This is a genomic window from Oceanobacillus longus, assembly GCF_042650085.1.
GTDB lineage: Bacteria > Bacillota > Bacilli > Bacillales > Amphibacillaceae > Oceanobacillus > Oceanobacillus longus.
The window spans coordinates 502755-524691 of the sequence record NZ_JBHSAO010000008.1; the positions used below are offsets into that span (position 1 = coordinate 502755).

The following is a 21937-nucleotide window of genomic DNA, read 5'->3' on the forward strand; positions in this document are numbered from 1 at the left end:
AATCTGCAATAGAGAAATAGCTTTATATAAACTTCTTATATTTTTTATAAACTAATTAATATGCCCTTACATTAGTTATATTTCTTTCATATCTTATTGTGTGTATACACTAATAGGAGAGTGTTAAATGAATATTAATTCTCGTAATAAATGGCGTTTTGAAGAACCTTCACCTCCCGATCAAGGCGGTGGTGGGGCTCCAGTTCCTTCACCTCCAGGTCAGGGCGGTGGTTGGATTCCTGTTCCTTTACCTCCAAGTCAAGGCGGTGGTTGGATTCCTGTTCCTTTACCTCCAGGTCAGGGCGGTGGTTGGACTCCGGCTCCATTACCTCCAGGTCAAGGCGGTAGTTGGATTCCTGTTCCTTTACCTCCAGGTCAGGGCGGTGGTTGGACTCCAGCTCCATTACCTCCAGGTCAAGGCGGTGGTTGGCTACCTTGGTAATATTTAAATAAATAAAACTGCCTAAATGGCAGTTTTTGTTCTGTTAGAGATGGTCGACTGTTGTTCCTTCATAATAAAAATAAAGGATATTTATAAAATTTAGTTCTTCTTTAGACATTTGATATGCTCCCCATTGACTTAAACCAATTCCATGTCCGAAACCACTTCCAACTATATTGAATGAACTTGAATAAGAATTTACATTCTCGATATTTAAACTTTTTAAATTATTGTATCCAAGTAAACCACGAAATTCATCTAGCTTATCTTTAATAATAATCCGATGTTGTTTAATTTTCCCTGACTCCATAACAAATCCAGTTGTATTCTTTTCCAAATAGTGAATTTCCATCTGACCTTGTAATATTTCATTCTTATTGGCATATTTAGCAACATCAAAATTTATACTATCAACTGTTACAATTTTTATTTCACTTCCTGATGCTCTTATTTTTGACTTTAAAGATTCTGTTATAATAGAATCTTTCTCATGGGTTTGATTCCACCATTTATTTGGTTTACGCAAATCTACTTCCTGGAGATTGACCTGTTGTTTATATAAAGTTAAATTCCAATTTAAGTGTTTACCGACTCTTAGACTAAAAGGGTCTTGTTTTTTTATAAGGTATGGATAGTCTTTGCTGTTACCCCATGAATTCGATACAGTTAACATTAACCCACCATTAGTTGATGAATAATATGTTTCTGCTGGAGAATTTCCATAAACTAATATCATACCTATTGTTTCATCTACTGCTTTATTTGTATACATAAAGTTTGGATAGTACCCTCCATATACCTGATGCCTAGTTGTATCCGTTAAAATAGAACTCCCAAATATAGAAGCGTACGTTCTAGCAGCAATTGCCTGTGCCTTTAATGCATCAAACCCTTTATAAGAAGGATTCCCCCAAGAATTACTCATTTCTAATGGGACTACTCCTTTAACGTAGTTCTCAATGTCAACCTCATTTATCGGTCTAACATAGCCATTTTCTTCACTAAACGTCATTCTACCTAGGTATAATTTATCTCCTATTTTCAAAATACCTTTTGTTTTTGTATCTAACGGATCCAAAGTTATTATACTATTAATATAGAATACCCTCTGATAATTCCCCATTAATAACTGATTTCCTTTAACCGTGATAAAATAGGTTTCTTTCTTTAATTTTCTTCCTTCAAGAAGAAATTCACCTAACAGTTCAATTAATATTAATGTTTGGTATCCAACAAAATTTACTAATTTTACTTTTATCAAGTGACCATCTCCTATTTTGTTGTCATTTAGGAAATCTCAAAGAAATGAAATTAACTTTTATGTACCTTATATGTTATTTGCTTTCTTTAATAATTATGATAATTTGGGATAACATGTTGATAATGCCACCCTTGATCCAAATGTGATCCATGGGGAAAGGAAAAGTGGACCATTCTTGAATATTAAGAAGATTGAGATTAAGTTTTATTGGTCCACGGGGACAGGTCCATTGTAACATAACCATCCCCCTGCATTATTAGGTGGCGAAAGTGGCTCATTGGAGGTTGACAGGGACACACTTGATGTAACCCCCATCTCTATATAGTATTAAAGCGATGGGGACTGACACTAAAATTCCTCAATACATCTTATAACGCTTTCCGTTGCTCGCTCCCCGGCTGGGGGCATTTCATTCTCTCCGGCAACGCATGAATCGATTCAATCAATTGATTCAGCTTTCCTTCAACACGATGGAGTTAGTAAGGTGTAACCGCGATTGGAAAGCCGACTCCTGTCATGAATGGTATCCAGGTTTCCATGTAAATTTCCTCCTTCTTCTTATCAAAACATGACCAGAGGCAAAGCCACTAGTCATCTTTTTTATAATGCATCTCCATTATCCCTGAAGCCCTTTAACTTAATTAACCTAATTCAATATCCTCCACAATACTTTCTACCAAGCGAGCGCTCTTCTTCTCAACAAGGTCGCCACCAGTAGAAGTAAATGCATTCTGTGCTATGATCTCATCCATAGCTGCATGTACAGATGCGACATTGACAGGTTCCACAGAGTTTTTTCATGGTTAGCCCTCCTTTCTATTTACTAATCTTTAGATTATTACCCTTCTCGAATGTCCGAATTGTCTTTACGATTAATGGTGTAAAGTGGGCGTTTTTGTAGTTCTACTAAAGCTATTGCAATTGCGTAAAGTTGGTCTGCCGTTGCATCCGTTTTAACGTTATTGAAGCTTTTAGACTTAAAGATTGGTGAACCTGATTCAGAATCAATCCCATCTTGAAGTACCAACTGCAACGTGGATTTTGTCATATCTAAAGAGAAGGAAAAAATATGGAAGTCATTACAGTGCATGCAGATAGAGTGCGGTATTTTTATCGAAAAAATTCCCGTATTAGATGCTATTTCTATTGGTCCCGATATGTTTGATTGACATACTCCAAATGAGCATGTCAGTATACGGTCTATGTTAAATAATTGGGAGTATTTTCTATCTGTATTAAAAGTGATGAAGTAGATTTCGTGCCTGTTGGGTGGTAGTGTGAAGAAGCCTTTGTGGTAGACGAAATGTAATCTAAAACACCCTGTCTGTTTGCGTTTTCAAACAGCAGGGTTGTTTGCTTATTTCTTTTTCATTTGTTCCTGTGCCATCCTCACCATTTCTTTCACCATGTTTCCTCCGATCGGACCACCAACTTTCCCTGCTTGTTCGGAGGTGAGGTGTCCATTGTAACCTTCCTTCATCGGGACTGCTTGCTCTTTTGCTACCTCGTATTTGACCGCACCTGGATTCTCCTTGTCGATCGTATACCCTTTCGCTTTCATGACGCTTCCTTTAAACTCGCTTAACTCATTTTTTCCCATAACATTCGCCTCCTTATGTATAGGTTTTCCTGAATGCTTACGATTACGCAAGCAAATTTGCAGATGTCTGGAATCACCTGCAATATAAATAAGATATTCGAATGCCAAAAAGTCTAATTTAACCATTGACCGTTTAAATACAACAAAACTGACGTATGTCAATTCATACGTCAGTTGGTCTGTCATTTAATTAATATGCACCTTAAAACGGAACCTTTACTCACCTGAACCCTCTTTTTCTTCGACGATTACTTCTCCAACCATTCCTTCTTTTTCATGGAACCGACATATAAGTTCATATGTACCGGTCTCGTCCGGTTTTACGGTGATGGTTTTCTGTTCTCCTGGCTGGAGTTCGACATCAATATCAAGCTTTTCCACGGTGAAGGTATGTTCCTTCTGCCCTACATTTTTCAGTAGCAGCTCTGTCGCTTCTCCATTGGCAATCGTAATAGCGTTTGGGTTAAAGTAATCATCGTGCAACTCGACCACCATCTCATTGGTCGTATCTGCAGGTTCTCTTTCGACTTCGGTTGTTGCAAATACATGTAATGGCACTGAAATAGACATAGCGATTATCATCGCAAGTCCAGCTAACGATTTTTTGATAGACATATTATCTCTCCTTCCTTACACTATTTTCTTCAAGTCTGTTTAAATTATCACGCTAAATTTATTTTTGGAGAACCAAGAATGATTAGGTGCTAGATAAATTGAACGATAATAAAGAACCCATATCGTTTTTTAAAAATGTTCAATTTCTGTTACAAATTTATATTCTTACACATGTCTTCTTTCCATCAAATGAATACCGACACCCATGAATATTACTTCCATTAACAATAAGATACTACAACGGGTGTTGTAAATGACAAGTCCATTCAATGCTTCCATCCCATATGTTAATGGATTAATTTTTGATAGAGCTAAAAGGTCGTAATAATCCAATTAACAGGCAAAATTCCTACTTTTTCAACAATTATATGGAATCCTTTTTATATTTGTGCTATTCTTATAAAAATCTAATTAAATGGCACTGCAGGTTTATGAAGCAGGAGCCTGTGCTTTTTCGATTTTTCACCACATTTCAAAACTAGAGGGGGAATAGTAAGATGAGAAAAAGAACCGTTTTTGCACTTATTTCTGCACTATTTGTAGTATGTATGTTAGCAGCTTGTGGACAAGAGGCATCGAATGATGCATCAGGCGGAACAGATTCGGATGCCGAGCAGACTTCGGTTGAAATTGGCATGTTGAAATTAACGAGCTCAGCACCGCTATTTATTGCTATTGAAAAGGGCTTCTTTGAAGAGGAAGGTATTGATGCACAGGTTAGCTGGTTTGAAGCGGCACAGCCTATCGCAGTAGCAACAGCTGGTGGCGATGTGAATGTTGGCGCAACTGGTATTACAGCAAGTTTGTACAATATGGTTGCAGGTGGCGAAGAACTCGTTATTGTTGCGGATAAAGGAAGAGAACAGCAAGGCTATTCCTCCTCCGCATTATTAGTACATAGTGACTCAGATATCGAAACAGTTGAGGACTTAAAGGATAAGAAAATTGGAATTACCCAAACGGGATCAACCTTCCATTATATGGCTGGCAGATTACTAGAAGAGCATGGGCTAACCTCAGCGGACGTTGAGCTTGTACCTGTCAACAGTATTCCTGGTCTAATGGAAACATTGCAGAGCAAGCAAGTGGATGCCGTTTTATTAAACGAACCGAATATTACGAGGGTATTAGATGAAGGGTATGGCAAGGTAATTACACAAGTAGGCGATGTGATCGACTATCAAACCTCGGGGATATTTTTCTCTAAAGCCTTTGCTGAAGATACAGACACAGCGACTAAATTCCTGAAAGCATATGCAAAAGCAACGCAATACTATTATGATGCTGTTCTCACAAAGGAAAATGGTGAGATTGTACCAGGGGAAAACTATGATGAGGTTGTAGGGATTATTGCAGAATACACGGACCAAGAACCAGCTATTATCGAACGAGGTCTACCATACATGGATCGTGATGGTCAACTGCTTGCAGAGGATATCCAAATTCAAATTGATTGGTATGCAAAGGAAGATCTTATCGGAGCACCGGTTGATGCAGAGGAAATTGTGAACACAGACCTTCTCGACCAAGCACTAAAAGAATTGGAGTAGTGAACAACTATGAGCATCGTCATTGAGAATGTTGGGAAAACATTTATTGATTCGAAAAAGAATGAAGTAACGGCATTAAAAAATATAAATTTCGCCATTCAACAAGAGGAATTTGTTGTCCTTGTTGGCCCTAGTGGATGCGGGAAATCAACCCTACTGAACATTGTAGGCGGTCTATTGTCCCCAACAAGTGGCAGTGTTTATTTTGAAGGGATCGAAGAAAATCCGGATCTAGGGATTGTGTTTCAGGAAATCGCTCTCTTTCCATGGCGCACGGTTTTTGAAAATGTCGTCTATGGATTGCAGGAAAAAGGCATCTCCAAGAAAGAACAACAAAAAATCGGCAATCACTATATTGATATGGTCGGATTAAGTGATTTTAAAGACGCGTATCCAAAGCAATTGTCAGGTGGTATGAAACAGCGGGCTGGCATTGCTAGAGCGCTAGCAGTAGAGCCAGATCTATTATTAATGGATGAACCTTTCTCCGCATTGGATGCCCAGACCCGGACACTCATGCAGGAAGAGTTACTAACCATTTGGAATCGGACGAAATTAAGCACACTTTATGTAACACACAACATTGAAGAAGCGGTTTATTTAGCTGATCGCGTTATTGTATTATCGCGACATCCAGGTCAAATCAAACAGATTATTAACATTGATTTACCCAAAACCGGCAGAAATGATGAAAAATACCGTCTACAATCAAGCAAGTATGCAGATGAAATCTGGCAGCTCATCCGGCACGATGCTGAAGAAGCATTAAAGGAGTGATAGTAAATGGAAAAACAAAAACATGTCATTACAAACCGCGTTGCCTTTCTTGATAAAAAAGTTCCATTCTACACTTCCTTTCTAGGCATAGCTGGTATCCTAATTTTATGGGAAATTGTATCCCGCATCGGAATCGTTTCCCCATTATTTCTACCTGCTCCATCTACCATTATTATTACGGGTTGGGATATGCTCGTAAGTGGAGAGATATATGGGAACCTAACTGCAAGTCTCTATCGAATTGTTCTTGGCTATGCCATCGGAGCCGCTTTCGGTATTTTAGTCGGACTTATTCTCGGATTCTTTAGAGTGGCAGACGCGATCGGAACACCGATTGTTTATTCGATTTATCCTATTCCGAAAATCGCTTTACTGCCTTTATTTATCCTCTGGTTAGGAATTGGTGAATTATCAAAGGTTACAATTATCGCATTGGGTGTTTTCTTTCCAGTCGTTATTAATACCTTTTCTGGTGTAAAAAGCGTTGATCCCATGCTTGTAAAAGCTGCGGTAACCTTTGGGTCCAATCGAATTAATGTAATTCGTAAGGTAATTCTACCTGGCTCCCTGCCAATGATATTTGCGGGGTTAAAGCTTGCAGCAGGGACATCACTACTTTTACTTGTATCAGCTGAAATGATTGCTGCCCAGGAAGGAATTGGTTCCATGGTGCTGCATTATGGAAACTTAATGATTACATCGAAGCTTATGGTCGGGGTGCTTATCCTGTCCCTCCTTGGCTTACTCTTTAATCGAGCTTTAAGGTGGTTGGAACATAAGTTGATACCGTGGAAAGAATAAGCAAAGAAATTGTTAAATAGCACTATGCTTTCGTAGCTACTACCAAAAGGATTAGTCTTGTTTTGTACAACAAGCGGCTAATCCTTTTGTTATTGAACCAATGTATAAAGCTTATTTAATTTAACGAAAATTCCTTCCTTATATTATACGGTAATCGATTGCATTTAGTTTCGAGCGATGATAAAAATAAGTGTATAAGTTTAGGAACAAACTATTCTATCAATGTTCCCCTATAGATAAGGGACTACGATGCATCTTCCTGCCAACCTACCCCCACATCCCCAAACCACCCATACTCCTTCTCAAACGCCAGTTCCACCGTTCCAGTCGGCCCGTTCCGGTGTTTGGAAATAATGACTTCCATCCGATTATTCTTAGAATCCCGCTCATAATAATCCTCCCGATACAGACCGCTTCCGCTCTTGTTTAGAACCCTTTTGTTTTTCAAATTCCCGTGACATATCTAATTGCGATTTTTTCTTAAATCATGATAACGATTATATTCCTTCACTATAGGTTCATAGATTTTACAAAACGATTCTTTTGTATCAAATATAAACGAATGACAATAAAAAAAATCCCCCGCATGATGATTCAAGGGATTTTTCGTATATCGATAAAGCAGATTTATAAAAATTATGTAAAAAATTGATTGGCATATGCTAATAAGCTTTCCTTTATGCCTCTAAAATCTAAGCTTAAATCAAGAGATACAACAAAAATTTGTTTACCTTTAATATGATAAATATGGTTAGGTTGGTTTAATGCGGTTGTTTTCGCATAAAGTAACATACCTGCAACCGTTTCATCCGGCTCTTTTTTCCAATTGTTTATATATGTAAATATTTGATAGAGGTTACTGGATTTTTGTTTTGCAGCTCCACCTTCAAATCTTGTTACCATATTCTCAGAATAAAATTTTGCATCCACAATCAATGTTTTTTTATCTTTTCGAAGTACAAGGTCTGTTTGCATAATCGGTAATGCATCTGTGAACTCATCATCAACACTCCATTGAATTTGTGGATGGGATACACCATATTTCGTTTCGCGTTTGAAAAATGCATAGATAAACTTTTCATATAAAGATGATAATCTTTGTTCGTCTTGAGCCTCTTTCGCCATTTGAGATGTAGAGCTTTCATCAAATAATAACTGCTCATAAAGATATCTACACACGTCTACAATAAATTGATAGCGAATGTTTTGGCGGTTATATCTAACGTTTTTCCATAGTTTTAAATCTATCTCTACATCTGATACCTCTGTAAAATAAGGCAGCATACCGTATAACAATCTACGTATTTTTTTACTTATTTTATTTGAGCGCGACAGGTAAACTAGCGTCGCTTTAATAATTTGATTCAACAATATATTTTCAGAGAACTCATCATAAATCACTGCAACTTTCTTAGTTACTAATGCATTTTTCTTTATCGTAGAGTTGATATCAATTTTCCCCTTAATAACATTGGAAGTCTCTTCAACACTTATATAATCTTTACTTAATCCTCCGCGAATCAAAACAGGTATACCAACCGATAATATTTCTGAGTAAAGCTCTTTGACGTTCTCATAGCTTTCTGTCCCAATTTGTTTATACTCGGAAAGATTTAACGTTTGATATGTATAGGAAAGCATATAGTATATATTACGAATTGGAATATTATTATTTCTCTCCATCGTAACAACCTCTTAGTCGTTCAGCCCAATCGTTTGCCTTATGTTCATCATCAAACCAATACTCGAATAACTGTGGAATAATTTCATATTCGATTACTTCCTCTACACGATTTGCAGTATCTACTTTATAAGCATCACCTACAAAGTAGCTATGTCCAATTTGAAATCCAGTCCCTAACTCTTCAACAATTTGATTATTTAAACTTTTGATTTCATCAATAATACGGTTTAAAACTTCTGGATTATTAAATTCATTTACATACGACTTAAATGCTTCATTTTGGAAAGCTGGTTTAATTTCAAAAAACGAAAATCTTCTTCTAAGTGCGTAGTCTAATAAAGCTAAGCTTCTATCTGCCGTATTCATCATTCCAATGATATATAAATTCGCTGGTACAGAAAACTTATCATTAGAATAAAGGAGATTTATTTGCTGGTCTCGCTTATCCGCTTCAATAAGCATCATTAATTCCCCAAATATTTTACTCATATTCCCACGATTAATTTCATCAATAATAAAGAAGTAGTCTCGTTCTGGATCTCGTGCTGCTTTTCTAGCAAACTTCACAAACGGACCTTGTTTCAGCTCAAACCCATCCCCTTCAGCTTTTGGACGGAACCCTTCAATGAAGTCTTCATAACTATAACTTTGGTGGAACTGAACCATATGGATACGCGTGTCATCTTTTTCTTCCATCATAACGTACGCTAAACGTTTGGAAATAAATGTTTTACCTACACCCGGTGCACCTTTTAAAATCAGATTCTTCTTATTTTCAAGTAGAGAAATTAGACGTACAAGCTCTTTCTTCTCGATAAAAACCTCCGAAAGAAATTCATCCATTGTAAAGGATTCATTTTCTTGTACAGTAGGCTTGGATTCAATAAAACGAATGTAGTAGTCAATTGAACTTCCTGATACGCCTTTATATTTTTTGTAGGATTCATCTGATACAACGACATCTCTCAACCTTTTTAGTTGCTCAGTATCTGTTTCACCAAAAATTGAAGTATCAAAATGGTGCTCTATATCCTTTAACGCGCTTACTTTTTGCTTAACGGTTTTATCATCCAAGCTAACTCCTGTATCAGTAACTTGATTGGATAACCAAATTCGAAATTCATTTACTTCAGCAGTTTTTGGATCAATAAAGTTTTCATTCATTACCTGATCAATTGCTTGAATAAGATTTGGATAAGGATTAAGACAAGTTAACGTTTTTTGAGCAAAAGTCTGAGGTAGTTCCCACTTTCCAACTTGAAGCCAATCTACTCTTCTTCTATGTTTATACTCTGATGCTTCAACATCGAAGTAGTAATCTCCCGTAACAACTCCGCGTGCGAGGATTTTTTTAATTCCTTCTTTCACATATACAACATCGCCTGTTTGAATTTCATGAAAGAAATCCCACACAGCCTTTGTATCATTGACAGGGCGCACACCATCTGCTCTTTGCTCAGTAATTTTTCGTTCAATAGCTTCCTTTGACTTATATTTTTTTAAATCTCCTAAATAGTCCCAACCAAGTGCAATCATATTTTCTGCATGGAACTGATCCCATAATCTCGAATATTCTCCTGGTGAAATTATCCAATAATTAATGCTGTTATCAATTTCATCTTCTTGATTTGCAATTTCCTTCTCTTTTTTAGGATAAATTAAAGTAGGATTTTCATCATAATATAAAAATATTAAATACGATCGCATTAAAACGCCCCAGTCAGGTATCCCACCTATATTATCAGGCTTACTTCTTACGCCGCGATTATATTCATCTTCTGCATATTTTTTTCTAAATTGAATTCTTGTCGTACCAAACTTTGCTGGATATCGAGGTGTACCTTTTCCAGTTACTAATCTCTCAATATCTTCATCACTTTGTTCCGTCATTTGTTGATAGATATACTTATATTCCGAATATGATTGATAATCAAAGAAGTTTTCCTTATAGCCATTAACTAAATCAAATTTTTCTAACAGGTGTCCTAGTTTTTCAAGATATGGCGTGTACCAAATACCTGTTTTTTCACCTAAATTTTCTGTAACCCAAGCTTTATATTTTTCTTTTTGATTATTCACAACATCATTCATAGCTTACCTCCACGAAATTTTAGGGTCAGACCCTTTTTCAACAATGACATCCAACTGAATCTAACTTACATAATATAGGAATAACAAAATCGTTCATCTATCAAGATTTATACAAAAAGACGTTTTGCTGTTTTTCCAATGAGGTTTGTGCTAAAACCATCTACAGTTCCACCAATAGCACCACCTACTAATGGGACTGCTTTTCCTAAATTAACGATTCCTTTTTGACCAAACTTCGTCACTAATCGAAATCCTACCGCTTTATTTATAGCCTTTATAACCTCAAATGGGACCCTTTTGACTAATTGGTTTCCCAAATTGACACCAAATTTGATCCCCGCTTGTTTCATTATTCCTGTAGCGGAGTGTCCTGTTAAAGCCACGTAAACGAAGGTCTGTATTTGATCCTCTTTTAAATCATAACCCCTCATATGAGCTATTGCTGCAATCATTCTAGTTTGTATGTATAAAACTGAACTAATATTGGCAGGTATTGCAACTGGTAGCGTAATAAAACCGCCTACTCCTGTTACAAATCCACTTGTCACAGATTTGGTATTTTGCCATTTAATAAGGCTGTTAATAGCATCTTCGGGTGTTGAATGCCTCGTTAAATAGCTATCAGCCAATTCATAAACTGTATCGGCTCCTGGCAAACCATTGAGTGCCTTTTCATATGCCCAATCTAATACTTGTACCATGTTTTCTTCCGTAAAGGGATTTTCAGCCATGTGTAGCACCTCCGCACATTATTTAGAGAGCTTTTAAAAGCCTTCATAATCTAACTATATGAATCATCATAGTTTTTGTAAAATCGCTGGCGATTATTTTTTTAAAATATAAATTTACTTTCAAAAGTTACCCCATGATTTGATTAATGAGATTAGTTTTTTGTCATTCTCATTGAATTGTGAATTACTTTACTGCAAACCTATTCAGTTAAATCTTCTCTCAAGAAACCAACTTCAATCAGTGGTGGACTGATTCTTAAAGCCTGACAACATAGATCCCATTTAATCCTTTACATTTCTATTTCACTAAATTGATATACTCTTTTTTCAATATATAAATAATTATAACACGTATAGTCGTCGGTAATAGCTCACCACGCTTGACTGTTAGATACGTCAAGTACGTTTTAGAAGATGCTTGGAAAGGTTTAGATTTCGGGATATCAAGGCAATGCATTAGCCCCCATCACTTTTAAATATTATAGTGATGGGGACTGAAATAGATCTTATAACGCTTTCCGTTGCTCGCTCCCCGGCTGGGGGCATTTCATTCTCTCCGGCAACGCATGAATCGATTCAATCAATTGATTCAGCTTTCCTTCGACACGGTGGAGTAAGTAAAATGTAACCGCGATTGGAAAGCCGACTTCTGTTATGAATGGTATCCAGGTTTCCATGTAAATTTCCTCCTTCTTCTTATCAAAACATGACCAGAGGCAAAGCCACTAGTCATGTTTTTTATAATGAATCTCCATTATCCCTGAAGCCCTTTAACTTAATTAACCTAATTCAATATCTTCCACAATACGTTCTACCAAGCGAGCACTTTTCTTCTCAACAAGGTCGCCACCAGTAGAAGTAAATGCATTCTGTGCAATGATCTCATCCATCGCTGCATGAACCGAAGCGACATTGACAGGTTCCACCGGCTTGTCCAGGGAATACGTTACAATTTTGCCATCCTCATTCGTAAACTTCATTTCCAATTTTTTCATGGTTAGCCCTCCTTTCTATTTAATAACTTTAGATTATTACCCTTCTCGAATGTCCGAATTGTCTTTACGATTAATGGTGTAAAGAGGACGCTCCTGCAGGTCTACTAAAGCTGTTGCAACTGCGTAAAGCTGATCTGCTGTCGCATCGGTTTTTACGTTATTGAAGCTCTTGAACTTGAAGATGGGTGAGCCTGATTCAGAATCAATCCCATCTTGTAGTACCAACTGCAACGTGGATTTTGTCATATCTGCTACTGCCATGTTTCTCACCTCCCTTTCACAATTACAATCGAAATGAAATCGGATTAGGGGGTGTGAAGTGGAAAATTTTTTATAAATTTTAGTTCCATATTAAGGGAAGAGGTTACAGAACTATGGGACAGACTTTCATTGGATCATTCACTTTTTTCACTTATATAAGTATCACGTTGTCCTCGAATCATGCGTATGTGGTTTAAAATCTTTTAATCTAACGACAGAATAGTTCTATTTTATAGCCACTAAGCAAACGTATATTTTCATATTATTAAAGGATATCGTCAGTCATTTTTATCTAACTAAGCCCTCTCCCCGTCTAAAAAGCTTTGCTTTTTAGATACCTTCACAACCACAATCGAAACGACATTGCATTTGGTGGCATAAAAAAATAAAAATTTATTCGCTAAAAAATGCCCCCTATTTCAATCTCGTATCGATTGTAGTTATAGAAATAGTCAATTACCAGTTTCAAAGCAAGCAAACCCATCAGGCATTCGCATACTCCCTCAACCTCCTTCCTACCTCCGCCATCTCCTTCGCCACATTCTTCTCCCCGTCATCACGCTCCTGCACCTTATGATTCCCCTGCCTAAACCAATCCGGCACAATCTCCCCAACAACCTGACCACCAGATTGATAAGCACCTGACCTACGTGTCGCTTTCTGCTCGTGACGACGCCGATACGCCACTTCCTCCGCACGAGCAGCTTCCACACTGCGAATCCCCTTCTTCGCCCAAGAATCAAGGATTGCTTTTACATATCCCCAGTTCGAACTCCCAAGTTCCAATGCTCGTTTCATGGCATATTGAACTAACGATTCACCAAGGTCATTGATCCAATGAATCATATCCTCGGCTACATAGGGACTGACCACGCCGAAATTTTCCTGGAAAAACCTAATCGCGTCTGTTGTGTTTGTTGTATTGTTTTGTTTCGTTTTGTTTTGTTTAAATAATGGGTCCACATTGCGGTCAACATTGTGGTCCAAACTGTGGTTCTTATTGTGGTCCATATTACGGTTCACACTATAGTCCACACTTCCGCCCATGCTTTCGTCCATCTCTACAATCTCTTCATTCCCCTGATCCATCATTCCATCTAATGAAACAATCTGATATACCGCGCTTCTGCTTTTCCTGTGACAATCCACACTACATGATTAAAATCATCACCTTTAGTAAAGGAGCACTATCCCATGAACGAAGTCAAATCCGATTATATTCCTAGTAGGAAAACAATGGCCTTGTTACCTTACAAAACTTTAGGGGACGCTAGCCTCGTAATCGAACATAACGGACAGTTCATCGTTCCAAAATCCCCTATCCAACTAATCAAAAAGTCTTGTTTAGTAAATCACTCCACGTATGATGGAAGGAGAGATGCTGTCGTACACCAAACCGGTTTCAAAAGAAAGACTCCAATCCCAATAAATCCAGGAAGAAATCTTTATTCATTCCCGACTCATTCTACGACAGATCCCCAGTGCAGTTGGTTGTTCTTCCATAGCATTGCAAAAATAAAACCAGCCTCTGGATTACCAAACCCACAACTCAGATCAATCATTACCTTTTATAATGGCCAGCAAATCCCTATGGACATTTCTTATCACACATTGAAAAAACAAATGGAGCGTACATTAGCCTGTATATTTGTGTTTTCTTCTGATGGCAAGGAGATTTTAGAAACGAGTTAAGAATGAATTTCAGTAGGATTTAAGAAGCTAAGTCACTGCAAGAAAGAAACAAAAACCAAATCGCGCATACAAGTATATCTCTAGATGATAGAAGAATGAATAGGCGCTTTTTGTTTTAACTAATAATTCCATTAATTACAAAAACTAACCTAGATAATATGAATTTGTCATGCTAATATTGATATTAAAAGTGGAGGTTATATTATGGATTTAAAACCAAATGTGTCTTTACCAGATGAACTACTAGATAAAATGCAATTAGAAACAACAATATTTTCACCTGCAAATGATGTTTTTGGAGTTGCTGCGCTTTCTGAGGAAGTAGGTCCTACTCTAATTTTAAGGTTATATCAATTAGTTGTGAATGAAGATAATGCATATCAGCCGGTACAGGAATTGGCTGCCTTTAGCTTTGGAAACCGGCTGGAACTGGAAAGTTTTCTGGATAGGCTTCCGGAGATAAGTGGGTTGGAAATGTTGATGCTTTTGAATCCGCTGCAAGGGGCTGGATCAGCTAATTAAGTTTATTAACGTTAATTTCATAAAAATGCGTATAGTAAAAAGCCTAGTTGTGCCCTTGCCACGAATCATACACCTATTATTGTCTGTGGATTCATCTTTCTATATGTAACTTCTTACAGTGCAATATAGTAAAGGTTATCTTTTAAAAATATCGGTTATGACTTTATTACTTAAAGTGGAGGATTGGCACCTGATTTCATAGTTTGCATTATTAAATACTTTTTAACCTCATTTACTTATGGTACGGTTCACCGTATCAATTTAAAGGTAGCAAAAAAGGTTAAAGTATGGTGGAATTTTTAGATGAAGACAAAGAAAAGGGATGAAGTAGTATTAACACCCCATCCCTTTTCTTGTGTACATACATCCGAATACATAATTAATCTATCAAATAATTGATCTTTATTTATAGTGTCTTATCTTCTATAAAGATAGCTCTAAAAGGGCTAGAATTCACTACATGAGAATTCAAATTATTATCTTTTATAATATATTCTAATACTTCAATTACATCTTCTGTAACACCTAATAATAATTCGAAGTTAAGAAGTATCTTATCATTTCTACTATATGTATAACTATTTCCTTTATAGTTTATCGGAAAAGTAATATTATAACCACCATGAACAGGAAAATAAATTCCATTATTATGAACAGAATTGCGAAGTAGAGAAATAAATACTAATAATTCCCTAGCTCTATTTTGTTGATCATTACTTAATCCAGTGCTTGGTAATATATAATTATTTAATATTTTATAAAGAGCAGGTATATTGTCGTTACCTAAACTAATATTTAATTGCCTTAATGTACTTTCAAAAGTTTGGAATATATCTAAGAAAAAACCACGTTTCAAGTCGCCCATAGAATTGCTATATACAGTATCCAAATCTCCATAAATAGGTATTTTTGAATCAAAAACTTTATTTCTATATTTCTTTTGCGAAAGTTTTTTATTTTGAAAATCACTGATCATCATATATGATACTCTTCTTGAATCCAATACTGTGGCAATTCTTCCAAAAAAAGTTACTCGGATATCTTTAATATTGAATCCAAAGTTTTCGATGATATGAATTTGAGTATCTAAAGATTTTAAAGAAAGTTTATGCATTCTATTTAACATATTTATATGCAACAATTTCATTTTGTTACTCTTTTTCCCAATTTTATAAGCTACCATTTCCTATCCCCTTATATTTATTATTTGCACTGAACTCTTCCATATCTTTAATATTTGCAAGAGTAAAGAGTCCAACAAAAATTGTTACAGACCAACCTTTTAATAATAAGGAATTTGAATTCATCCGAGTAATTACATTTTTTATCATTTTAAAATGGGGAATTTTTGCTTCATCCATTTAGTAAGGATCCTCAGTTTGTTTTAACAGCCTCTTTTTGTTCATATAATACATCCAAAGGATGAGTTTGTAGGTGAAATTTCAATAGTGTTTCCATTGTTTTTTGTGAATGCTTTGAAGTCCATTCAAGCAAATCCTTAGCGTTTAAACTAATAAGATTATTTAAGTTAACATCGTATAAAATATTTAATTGATTGCTTTCAGCATATTTATATAAACCCTTCATTAATTCCTTCCGGTGTTGTTGTGGTGACTTTTTTTGTATTATGTGTGTCATGGTTAGTTCGTGATATATCCAAGGTGAAGCAGTTTTATGAACAACATCTTCTGTTTTAACAGATGATGGTGTATTCATAAAGAAGATACATTCAGTCTTATCCATCATCATTGTTAGTGCAGATGCAAGCATCATATGTACATGGCTTGTAGTATAATTTCTAACATTATAGTTATAAGTTTTAGATTGCTCATTCCAAGAAAACTTTTTATCTATTTCTTTTAGAAGATCCCCAGCATATCCCCAAATGCAAGAATCTATAAAAGCTGTTAAACCAAATTTGTCTTGTAACCAGCCAGCCAGAGCAATAGCCTTTTCTTCATCTTTATGTGAGTGTGAAATGAATACATCTGCATCGACTTGCGGGAACCAACCTTCTCTCATTTTAGTCCCATCTATACTACCATCTGGACTAATATATGAATCAAGTTGCTGTTGAACTTTGTCTTTCAATTCCGTATAAATTGAGAAACCTTTTTGTTTATTGGTTTCAGAGAGTATTTCATTTTTAAGCTCTAAATTAAAGCCAACGTACATTTCTCTACACCTCCTGTATAAAATAAATTATATCATCAAATGGTATATTCTGGTTAAACTTGTATTTACTGATTATTATAAATATAAAAAGTTCCGAAAACTTATATTTTCGGAACTTTTCTATTTACAGAGTTTCTTAATCGAGAATGTATTAATACAATAATCGAACAATTACCATTTTTATATTTTTTTAGTTATGTTTACAAGCCTCTTTATATCAACAAAAAGTAATCCCTTCTAATTATCAAAAGGGTTAAAGGATAGGAAACACCCACACCGCTAAAATAATTACAACTATAATTGGAATATAAAATAAACTTAATGTTCTTGAACCACAAACTTTTGCCCATGTATCAATATCATTAATATAGGGCTTGGTATTCATAGAAAAATCTATATCCTCATCTGATTTTATTTTTCTAATATCATCATACAACTCTCTAAATAGTTTTTCCTGATGTAAATAGAATCCATCTAAAAACCAAAATACAATGGTTGGGATTAGTGCGATTATTATATACTTCTCGTCCATATCCTTTACATTAGCAAAAGCCAAAACACCGACGACTAATGTTACTGCCCATCCTTTAAGGAAAAAGGAGTTGGAAGCCATTCTACTTATAGTTTGTTGAATAAACTCTAAGTGTTTAATTTTATTATCCAATTATTATGCACTCCTTTCAAATGGTTCCTTCCCTGCAATCCAGGCTGCTAAGTCGACATATTTTTTAGGGTTCTCTTGAATCCAAATTTTTGTACGTTTAATTGTATCCTCACCACGTACTCCATATGAGTATAGCCCTAAATATTCTTGCCCTTCAAATTGCTCTGAATTACTACTGGCCTTTGTAATAGGCAATACCGCTATTCTTCCGTTTCTGGAATCAAAATATCCTATCTCCCATGGCACCCACTTTGATTCTGGAGAAGACTCGGAGTGTGCTACTAACATAGTTTTACAATTGTTCATTCTATTTCTTAACCTATCTGCAGTATATTTACTTACTTTTGTACGGTCTAATTCAGGATCATCTATCCAGTCAACATATACTCTTAGAGAATATATATTTTCAATGAAGAGTTTTAGTCCATGAATAACTTCTGCGTCATGAAAACTATGTGAAATAAAAATATCATATGTCTTGTTAATGTCAAATTTTGCAGAAGCCGATTTAAGTATTTGACTACTACTCTCAAAAAGCCCTTTATTATTTTGTGCTAGGCTTTTTAATTCACTTTCATTAAATTTCATTGCCATATTTTTTTACCTCCCCAATAAACAAATGATAATACACATTTTTCACCCTTCGTATTCCTTAATAATAACGTATTGACATTTGCTTATAAAAACAAATTCGTTAGTAATAACGGGCCGTAATCCCCAAAATGATTTTTAAATGAATTTCTAGCACAGATTAGTAAAATTCCTCCAGTATGTGTCCTATTTATCCATTTATCCATTTATCCATAAATTAATTCAGTATTTAATTTGTACCTTCAATATTGAGACTCCGTTTAATTTCTTCCCACTCTTGTGTTACTTGTGGGTTAATTTTATGAAAGACTTTTGAATCTTGCTTTACTCCTGAATACGCTTTTGCAGATTCATATTTAACAAAACAATCAAGTAATTTTGCAGATAACTTTTCATCAAGTTCATTTGTTTTTTGACTATGGAACAAAAATATATCATATAGGTACTTAAATATAGATTTATTCTTAGAGTGTAAAACTTCAAGCCTTATATATGCCGATATAAATGTACTAGCAAATAATGTTTGTGCAAGTATAGAGATTAGCTCTAATTCAGTTGTCCGTATAATAATTGCTATTAGAAAGAGGACTATAAATAAAACTATTTTCACTCTTTTCCTTTTAGCCATTTCATGTGTAACTCTCTCGGCAAATAACGAATCTTCGAAAATATTTGCACCTAGCTTTAGTAAAGAAGGTTCTAATTCATTATTATAATATTTCATGGTCCTTTCATTGTCTAAAGGAACGTTTAATGAGTTTGTTAACAAATGAACCCTTCTTTTGTCCTCAACTTTTGGAATTTCAAATATACTTAAATAATTCTCGATTACAAAGTAACCAATCGTTGTTAAAGTAAAAACAAATAGCAATATATCTTTAATAGTTAAGTAATCATTAACAAAAAATACTGCAATTGATAAAAAAGCGTTAACCCAAAAAAGAATTGTCGTTGTTTTGCTTAGCCTCTCGATGATTAAATAATGCTTATCTAACGAATCGTATCTCTCCTCCATAATAATGACCTCACTTAAAATTGAGGAAAGAGTTTTTTTATTTCATTTTCGGCAGGAATAAGGTGTCCTAGACGTTCATATTCCCTCGTGTTGTTTATAATTCTCTTTGCCCTATCAAGTTTGTCCTTAAATGATTGTGGATCACTATAATTGTAGGAAAGAGAATCGATACTATCAAAAACATAGTCTTTTAAGTAGGTTCTTGAAAGATAATATTTATCTACTACCCACTTCTCTAACAAAAAGGACGAATAATAGTAATCCAATTTTTTTGTATTCCAATATTTCATGAGTCTAATTGCTGGTTTAATTTTAGAGTTATTATTCTTATTAGCAGCTACCAATATTTCATTAAAACCAGTTGGGTCAGTTGACATCCAATCAGAGAGGAAATTAGTTCTTGAAGGTATTGAAAGATTCCCCCAAACATCTTGAATGGCAGGCACTAGTTCAAATTTAATGTGATTTAATTCCAAAACCATTGTTGGGCTATCTTTGTATATTTCGGACCGAAAATATTTAGCCTTCATAAAATTACGCAAGTAATTTAACAAAGTTTCTGGCTTATAATTATTTGGATTTTTGAAAACTACCATATAATCTATGTCCGATTGAGAGTCAGCACTTCTAGGAAGAATTGTTCCTCTTGTACTAGAACCGAATTGAAAATGATTATATAACTCACCGTTATTAAAATATGAATTTAAACGGGAAGATAGAGTATTAATGGAAGTTCTAATACTTGAATTTTCAGTTGAAGACAGGACAAGGTTACTCGATAACGTTGTTAAATACCCGTTAACTGACATTATATTACCCCCATAACAAATTTTTCTACTTCCATTATATAGGAAATTATTAATCTATGTAACTTCTGCATTAAACATATTGGTTCTCTCTATATTTTTGTGTTAAAGGTGATCGTAGCCTACCACTCTATTAGCTACTTAATATAACGAATATTACACGTCATTAAGGAATTGGTAATTGCATAATCCAAAATTTATCCCCTTAACTTAAATAGGTTTAATTCATTAGTATTTAATGTGCTTGTTTAACTTTGAGTTCGAGCCCGAATATATACATTTGGGACACTTACCCGTATCCATCTAAAGACAATAATTATCGAAAGGGACAGTCTCTCCGTGATGGTTAAAGATTGTCCTCCCTTCGCTTTGTATGTTAGATCACTTCTATTTCCGGAGTGGTAAGGGGTCAGTCCCCCACTTCGCTATCGCTTTAACGTGGTGGGGGACTGACCCCAAAAACCCTGAGCCAGCAGTGCGGAGTTTTGAGCCACCGATTGCGGACAATTGAGCCAGTAAATGCGGGAAAGAGATCCACTGTCAAAAAAACAACTATACTTATCAAAGGTAGTACAAATCCGGTAGTCCGCCACCAGTGACTTAACTGTTGTCTGTGTAGTGGAACTATTGCATGCATAAATAATGCCTACGAGGCACACCTGCTCAAATATGATAACACGGACAAACCAATTCTAAGCACTCACTGGTGGGACCCCGTCCCCATCCGGTGTCTGCAAAGAATTGAGCGTTACAGTCAACGGCAAGCAGCTACGCTGTGGCTCTGGTTCTATTCCATAATTACGTAATTCCATTTGTGGATCTGTGTTCCGCAAGCGGTGATCCTTTTTGCCGCAATGACTGGCTCTAAACTACGCACAAGTGGCTCTATTCATCTGCAATATTCATTTCCACACTTCGCGTACATCGATAATTTTCAAATCCCCTAGTACCACTTCAATTTTTCATCCTCATCTCCGACTTAGTTAAAAAAGAGTAATACTAACGCTCAGTATATTAACTTAGAATTTCGACAAAACCATGTAAATTCCTTCCTTTTTAAAAATATAAAAAAGAAGACCTTCTATAATTTTAACGGGTTCAGTTTCGGGAGAGAAAAATGCTAATAACATTAGAAATAACATAATAATTAGCGTACATTACGAACTATAATTCGCAGTATAAACAGCAAACAAAAACTATCAGAAAATCTGAGCGTTTTTTTATCGTAATATTTAATTTCTCTTATTCAACTAAAAGGTGCTTATATATAGTATCCGTTTCAAAACATTGATATGGCGTATCCTTTATCATTTTTTCCATGTAACCGTAGTTAAGCGTTTAAGAACTTGACTTAGAGCCTCTATGAGCATGATCTGTCTTGAAAGGCTGAAGCCGTTGTTTCATCAGGCATCCAAGCCTATCATACCCACCTCTCCAAATAAAGTCCTATGTTTGTTAACGTTGAAAACTATAATTATTTACTATATATAATGCTTTAACAATGATACAAAATCGGCATTTTCATATCTTTACTTACGTTAAATACGGTGAAAATCCATACTACATATAAGGGTAGCGTTACATTTAGTGTAATACTTGTGTTTTGCAACCTAAAAGGTTACAAGATTGCAATGAAAAGGTTAGAACTTTGCCAGCCCATATTT

Annotated in this window: 27 protein-coding genes and 1 pseudogene; 6 read left to right on the forward strand and 22 right to left on the reverse strand. The window is 35.5% G+C overall.

The window, feature by feature from the left end; translation table 11 throughout:
- Positions 1-127 precede the first annotated feature (127 nt).
- Positions 128-442 carry a hypothetical protein gene (locus ACFOUV_RS13125; protein WP_379497222.1) on the forward strand — a complete coding sequence of 105 codons (315 nt, stop codon included), beginning with the start codon at positions 128-130 and terminating at the stop codon, positions 440-442.
- 43 nt (positions 443-485) lie between these two features.
- On the opposite strand, the gene ACFOUV_RS13130 is transcribed toward ACFOUV_RS13125, so the two are convergent.
- From ACFOUV_RS13130 to ACFOUV_RS13160, 7 genes and pseudogenes are all read right to left on the reverse strand, one after another.
- Positions 486-1703, reverse strand: a complete 1218-nt coding sequence (locus ACFOUV_RS13130) for a SpoIID/LytB domain-containing protein (RefSeq protein ID WP_379497223.1) — start codon at positions 1701-1703, stop codon at positions 486-488.
- 368 nt (positions 1704-2071) lie between these two features.
- A pseudogene (locus ACFOUV_RS13135) lies at positions 2072-2242 on the reverse strand (YvrJ family protein).
- Positions 2243-2344: 102 nt separating this feature from the next.
- Positions 2345-2491, reverse strand: coding sequence for a DUF2922 domain-containing protein (locus tag ACFOUV_RS13140; RefSeq protein ID WP_379497224.1), 147 nt, complete (start codon positions 2489-2491; stop codon positions 2345-2347).
- 50 nt (positions 2492-2541) lie between these two features.
- The gene (locus tag ACFOUV_RS13145; protein WP_449290038.1) at positions 2542-2793 is read right to left on the reverse strand and encodes a DUF1659 domain-containing protein; all 252 of its coding nucleotides are present in this window, start codon (positions 2791-2793) and stop codon (positions 2542-2544) included.
- Between the two features lie 267 nt (positions 2794-3060).
- A complete protein-coding gene (locus tag ACFOUV_RS13150) occupies positions 3061-3303 on the reverse strand; it encodes an alpha/beta-type small acid-soluble spore protein (RefSeq protein WP_379497266.1) in 243 nt (80 codons plus the stop codon).
- A gap of 216 nt (positions 3304-3519) precedes the next feature.
- A complete protein-coding gene (locus ACFOUV_RS13155; protein WP_379497226.1) occupies positions 3520-3918 on the reverse strand; it encodes a cupredoxin domain-containing protein in 399 nt (132 codons plus the stop codon).
- 165 nt (positions 3919-4083) lie between these two features.
- Positions 4084-4251, reverse strand: a complete 168-nt coding sequence (locus tag ACFOUV_RS13160) for a hypothetical protein (RefSeq protein WP_379497227.1) — start codon at positions 4249-4251, stop codon at positions 4084-4086.
- Positions 4252-4415: 164 nt separating this feature from the next.
- Here ACFOUV_RS13160 and ACFOUV_RS13165 point away from each other — a divergent pair, with 164 nt between their 5' ends.
- Genes ACFOUV_RS13165 through ACFOUV_RS13175 form a run of 3 tightly spaced genes read left to right on the forward strand, consistent with a single transcriptional unit; the run spans position 4416 to position 7046 of the window.
- Entirely contained in the window at positions 4416-5468 is a 1053-nt protein-coding gene (locus tag ACFOUV_RS13165; protein WP_379497228.1) for an ABC transporter substrate-binding protein, read from the forward strand.
- A gap of 9 nt (positions 5469-5477) precedes the next feature.
- Positions 5478-6245 carry an ABC transporter ATP-binding protein gene (locus ACFOUV_RS13170; RefSeq protein WP_379497229.1) on the forward strand — a complete coding sequence of 256 codons (768 nt, stop codon included), beginning with the start codon at positions 5478-5480 and terminating at the stop codon, positions 6243-6245.
- A gap of 6 nt (positions 6246-6251) precedes the next feature.
- On the forward strand, positions 6252-7046 hold the full coding sequence (locus tag ACFOUV_RS13175) for an ABC transporter permease (protein ID WP_379497230.1): 795 nt from the start codon (positions 6252-6254) through the stop codon (positions 7044-7046).
- A gap of 244 nt (positions 7047-7290) precedes the next feature.
- Here the strand turns inward: ACFOUV_RS13175 and ACFOUV_RS13180 are convergent, their stop codons facing one another.
- From ACFOUV_RS13180 to ACFOUV_RS13215, 8 genes are all read right to left on the reverse strand, one after another.
- A complete protein-coding gene (locus ACFOUV_RS13180; RefSeq protein WP_379497231.1) occupies positions 7291-7494 on the reverse strand; it encodes a DnaB-like helicase C-terminal domain-containing protein in 204 nt (67 codons plus the stop codon).
- Between the two features lie 188 nt (positions 7495-7682).
- A complete protein-coding gene (locus ACFOUV_RS13185; protein ID WP_379497232.1) occupies positions 7683-8729 on the reverse strand; it encodes a 5-methylcytosine restriction system specificity protein McrC in 1047 nt (348 codons plus the stop codon).
- Positions 8716-10821 carry an AAA family ATPase gene (locus ACFOUV_RS13190; RefSeq protein ID WP_379497233.1) on the reverse strand — a complete coding sequence of 702 codons (2106 nt, stop codon included), beginning with the start codon at positions 10819-10821 and terminating at the stop codon, positions 8716-8718. The genes ACFOUV_RS13185 and ACFOUV_RS13190 overlap by 14 nt, the downstream gene beginning before the upstream one ends.
- A gap of 107 nt (positions 10822-10928) precedes the next feature.
- A complete protein-coding gene (locus tag ACFOUV_RS13195) occupies positions 10929-11552 on the reverse strand; it encodes an EcsC family protein (protein ID WP_379497234.1) in 624 nt (207 codons plus the stop codon).
- 506 nt (positions 11553-12058) lie between these two features.
- Positions 12059-12229 carry a YvrJ family protein gene (locus tag ACFOUV_RS13200; RefSeq protein WP_379497235.1) on the reverse strand — a complete coding sequence of 57 codons (171 nt, stop codon included), beginning with the start codon at positions 12227-12229 and terminating at the stop codon, positions 12059-12061.
- 102 nt (positions 12230-12331) lie between these two features.
- Complete coding sequence (locus ACFOUV_RS13205) at positions 12332-12547, reverse strand: DUF2922 domain-containing protein (protein WP_379497236.1); 216 nt, start codon at positions 12545-12547, stop codon at positions 12332-12334.
- Between the two features lie 36 nt (positions 12548-12583).
- Positions 12584-12808, reverse strand: a complete 225-nt coding sequence (locus tag ACFOUV_RS13210; protein ID WP_379497237.1) for a DUF1659 domain-containing protein — start codon at positions 12806-12808, stop codon at positions 12584-12586.
- Between the two features lie 483 nt (positions 12809-13291).
- The gene (locus ACFOUV_RS13215; protein WP_379497238.1) at positions 13292-13900 is read right to left on the reverse strand and encodes a DnaD domain-containing protein; all 609 of its coding nucleotides are present in this window, start codon (positions 13898-13900) and stop codon (positions 13292-13294) included.
- 102 nt (positions 13901-14002) lie between these two features.
- On the opposite strand from ACFOUV_RS13215, the gene ACFOUV_RS13220 reads away from it, so the two are divergent.
- Together ACFOUV_RS13220 and ACFOUV_RS13225 are read left to right on the forward strand one after the other, a co-directional pair.
- Positions 14003-14500: a competence protein ComK gene (locus ACFOUV_RS13220; RefSeq protein WP_379497239.1), complete on the forward strand. Its 498-nt coding sequence runs from the start codon at positions 14003-14005 to the stop codon at positions 14498-14500.
- Positions 14501-14704: 204 nt separating this feature from the next.
- Complete coding sequence (locus tag ACFOUV_RS13225; RefSeq protein ID WP_379497240.1) at positions 14705-15022, forward strand: hypothetical protein; 318 nt, start codon at positions 14705-14707, stop codon at positions 15020-15022.
- Between the two features lie 406 nt (positions 15023-15428).
- On the opposite strand, the gene ACFOUV_RS13230 is transcribed toward ACFOUV_RS13225, so the two are convergent.
- From ACFOUV_RS13230 to ACFOUV_RS13260, 7 genes are all read right to left on the reverse strand, one after another.
- Positions 15429-16205, reverse strand: coding sequence for a hypothetical protein (locus tag ACFOUV_RS13230; protein ID WP_379497241.1), 777 nt, complete (start codon positions 16203-16205; stop codon positions 15429-15431).
- On the reverse strand, positions 16192-16383 hold the full coding sequence (locus ACFOUV_RS13235; RefSeq protein ID WP_379497242.1) for a hypothetical protein: 192 nt from the start codon (positions 16381-16383) through the stop codon (positions 16192-16194). The genes ACFOUV_RS13230 and ACFOUV_RS13235 overlap by 14 nt, the downstream gene beginning before the upstream one ends.
- A 13-nt stretch (positions 16384-16396) precedes the next feature.
- Positions 16397-17197 (reverse strand): hypothetical protein, encoded by an 801-nt coding sequence (locus ACFOUV_RS13240; protein ID WP_379497243.1) that lies wholly within the window; start codon positions 17195-17197, stop codon positions 16397-16399.
- 253 nt (positions 17198-17450) lie between these two features.
- Complete coding sequence (locus tag ACFOUV_RS13245) at positions 17451-17861, reverse strand: hypothetical protein (RefSeq protein WP_379497244.1); 411 nt, start codon at positions 17859-17861, stop codon at positions 17451-17453.
- A 3-nt stretch (positions 17862-17864) separates the two neighbouring features.
- Positions 17865-18455, reverse strand: a complete 591-nt coding sequence (locus ACFOUV_RS13250; RefSeq protein ID WP_379497245.1) for a TIR domain-containing protein — start codon at positions 18453-18455, stop codon at positions 17865-17867.
- Between the two features lie 226 nt (positions 18456-18681).
- A complete protein-coding gene (locus ACFOUV_RS13255; protein ID WP_379497246.1) occupies positions 18682-19467 on the reverse strand; it encodes a hypothetical protein in 786 nt (261 codons plus the stop codon).
- A 14-nt stretch (positions 19468-19481) separates the two neighbouring features.
- A complete protein-coding gene (locus tag ACFOUV_RS13260) occupies positions 19482-20276 on the reverse strand; it encodes an SMODS domain-containing nucleotidyltransferase (protein ID WP_379497247.1) in 795 nt (264 codons plus the stop codon).
- Positions 20277-21937: the final 1661 nt, after the last annotated feature.

What these genes read in the sequence shown, in the direction of transcription:
- ACFOUV_RS13125 (WP_379497222.1), top strand. Translation starts at nt 128, where the DNA reads ATGAATATTAATTCTCGTAATAAATGGCGTTTTGAAGAACCTTCACCT.
- ACFOUV_RS13145 (WP_449290038.1), bottom strand. Translation starts at nt 2,793, where the DNA reads ATGCACTGTAATGACTTCCATATTTTTTCCTTCTCTTTAGATATGACA.
- ACFOUV_RS13150 (WP_379497266.1), bottom strand. Translation starts at nt 3,303, where the DNA reads ATGGGAAAAAATGAGTTAAGCGAGTTTAAAGGAAGCGTCATGAAAGCG.
- ACFOUV_RS13155 (WP_379497226.1), bottom strand. Translation starts at nt 3,918, where the DNA reads ATGTCTATCAAAAAATCGTTAGCTGGACTTGCGATGATAATCGCTATG.
- ACFOUV_RS13165 (WP_379497228.1), top strand. Translation starts at nt 4,416, where the DNA reads ATGAGAAAAAGAACCGTTTTTGCACTTATTTCTGCACTATTTGTAGTA.
- ACFOUV_RS13170 (WP_379497229.1), top strand. Translation starts at nt 5,478, where the DNA reads ATGAGCATCGTCATTGAGAATGTTGGGAAAACATTTATTGATTCGAAA.
- ACFOUV_RS13175 (WP_379497230.1), top strand. Translation starts at nt 6,252, where the DNA reads ATGGAAAAACAAAAACATGTCATTACAAACCGCGTTGCCTTTCTTGAT.
- ACFOUV_RS13185 (WP_379497232.1), bottom strand. Translation starts at nt 8,729, where the DNA reads ATGGAGAGAAATAATAATATTCCAATTCGTAATATATACTATATGCTT.
- ACFOUV_RS13190 (WP_379497233.1), bottom strand. Translation starts at nt 10,821, where the DNA reads ATGAATGATGTTGTGAATAATCAAAAAGAAAAATATAAAGCTTGGGTT.
- ACFOUV_RS13195 (WP_379497234.1), bottom strand. Translation starts at nt 11,552, where the DNA reads ATGGCTGAAAATCCCTTTACGGAAGAAAACATGGTACAAGTATTAGAT.
- ACFOUV_RS13200 (WP_379497235.1), bottom strand. Translation starts at nt 12,229, where the DNA reads ATGGAAACCTGGATACCATTCATAACAGAAGTCGGCTTTCCAATCGCG.
- ACFOUV_RS13205 (WP_379497236.1), bottom strand. Translation starts at nt 12,547, where the DNA reads ATGAAAAAATTGGAAATGAAGTTTACGAATGAGGATGGCAAAATTGTA.
- ACFOUV_RS13210 (WP_379497237.1), bottom strand. Translation starts at nt 12,808, where the DNA reads ATGGCAGTAGCAGATATGACAAAATCCACGTTGCAGTTGGTACTACAA.
- ACFOUV_RS13215 (WP_379497238.1), bottom strand. Translation starts at nt 13,900, where the DNA reads ATGATGGATCAGGGGAATGAAGAGATTGTAGAGATGGACGAAAGCATG.
- ACFOUV_RS13220 (WP_379497239.1), top strand. Translation starts at nt 14,003, where the DNA reads ATGAACGAAGTCAAATCCGATTATATTCCTAGTAGGAAAACAATGGCC.
- ACFOUV_RS13225 (WP_379497240.1), top strand. Translation starts at nt 14,705, where the DNA reads ATGGATTTAAAACCAAATGTGTCTTTACCAGATGAACTACTAGATAAA.
- ACFOUV_RS13230 (WP_379497241.1), bottom strand. Translation starts at nt 16,205, where the DNA reads ATGGTAGCTTATAAAATTGGGAAAAAGAGTAACAAAATGAAATTGTTG.
- ACFOUV_RS13235 (WP_379497242.1), bottom strand. Translation starts at nt 16,383, where the DNA reads ATGGATGAAGCAAAAATTCCCCATTTTAAAATGATAAAAAATGTAATT.
- ACFOUV_RS13240 (WP_379497243.1), bottom strand. Translation starts at nt 17,197, where the DNA reads ATGTACGTTGGCTTTAATTTAGAGCTTAAAAATGAAATACTCTCTGAA.
- ACFOUV_RS13250 (WP_379497245.1), bottom strand. Translation starts at nt 18,455, where the DNA reads ATGGCAATGAAATTTAATGAAAGTGAATTAAAAAGCCTAGCACAAAAT.
- ACFOUV_RS13255 (WP_379497246.1), bottom strand. Translation starts at nt 19,467, where the DNA reads ATGGAGGAGAGATACGATTCGTTAGATAAGCATTATTTAATCATCGAG.
- ACFOUV_RS13260 (WP_379497247.1), bottom strand. Translation starts at nt 20,276, where the DNA reads ATGTCAGTTAACGGGTATTTAACAACGTTATCGAGTAACCTTGTCCTG.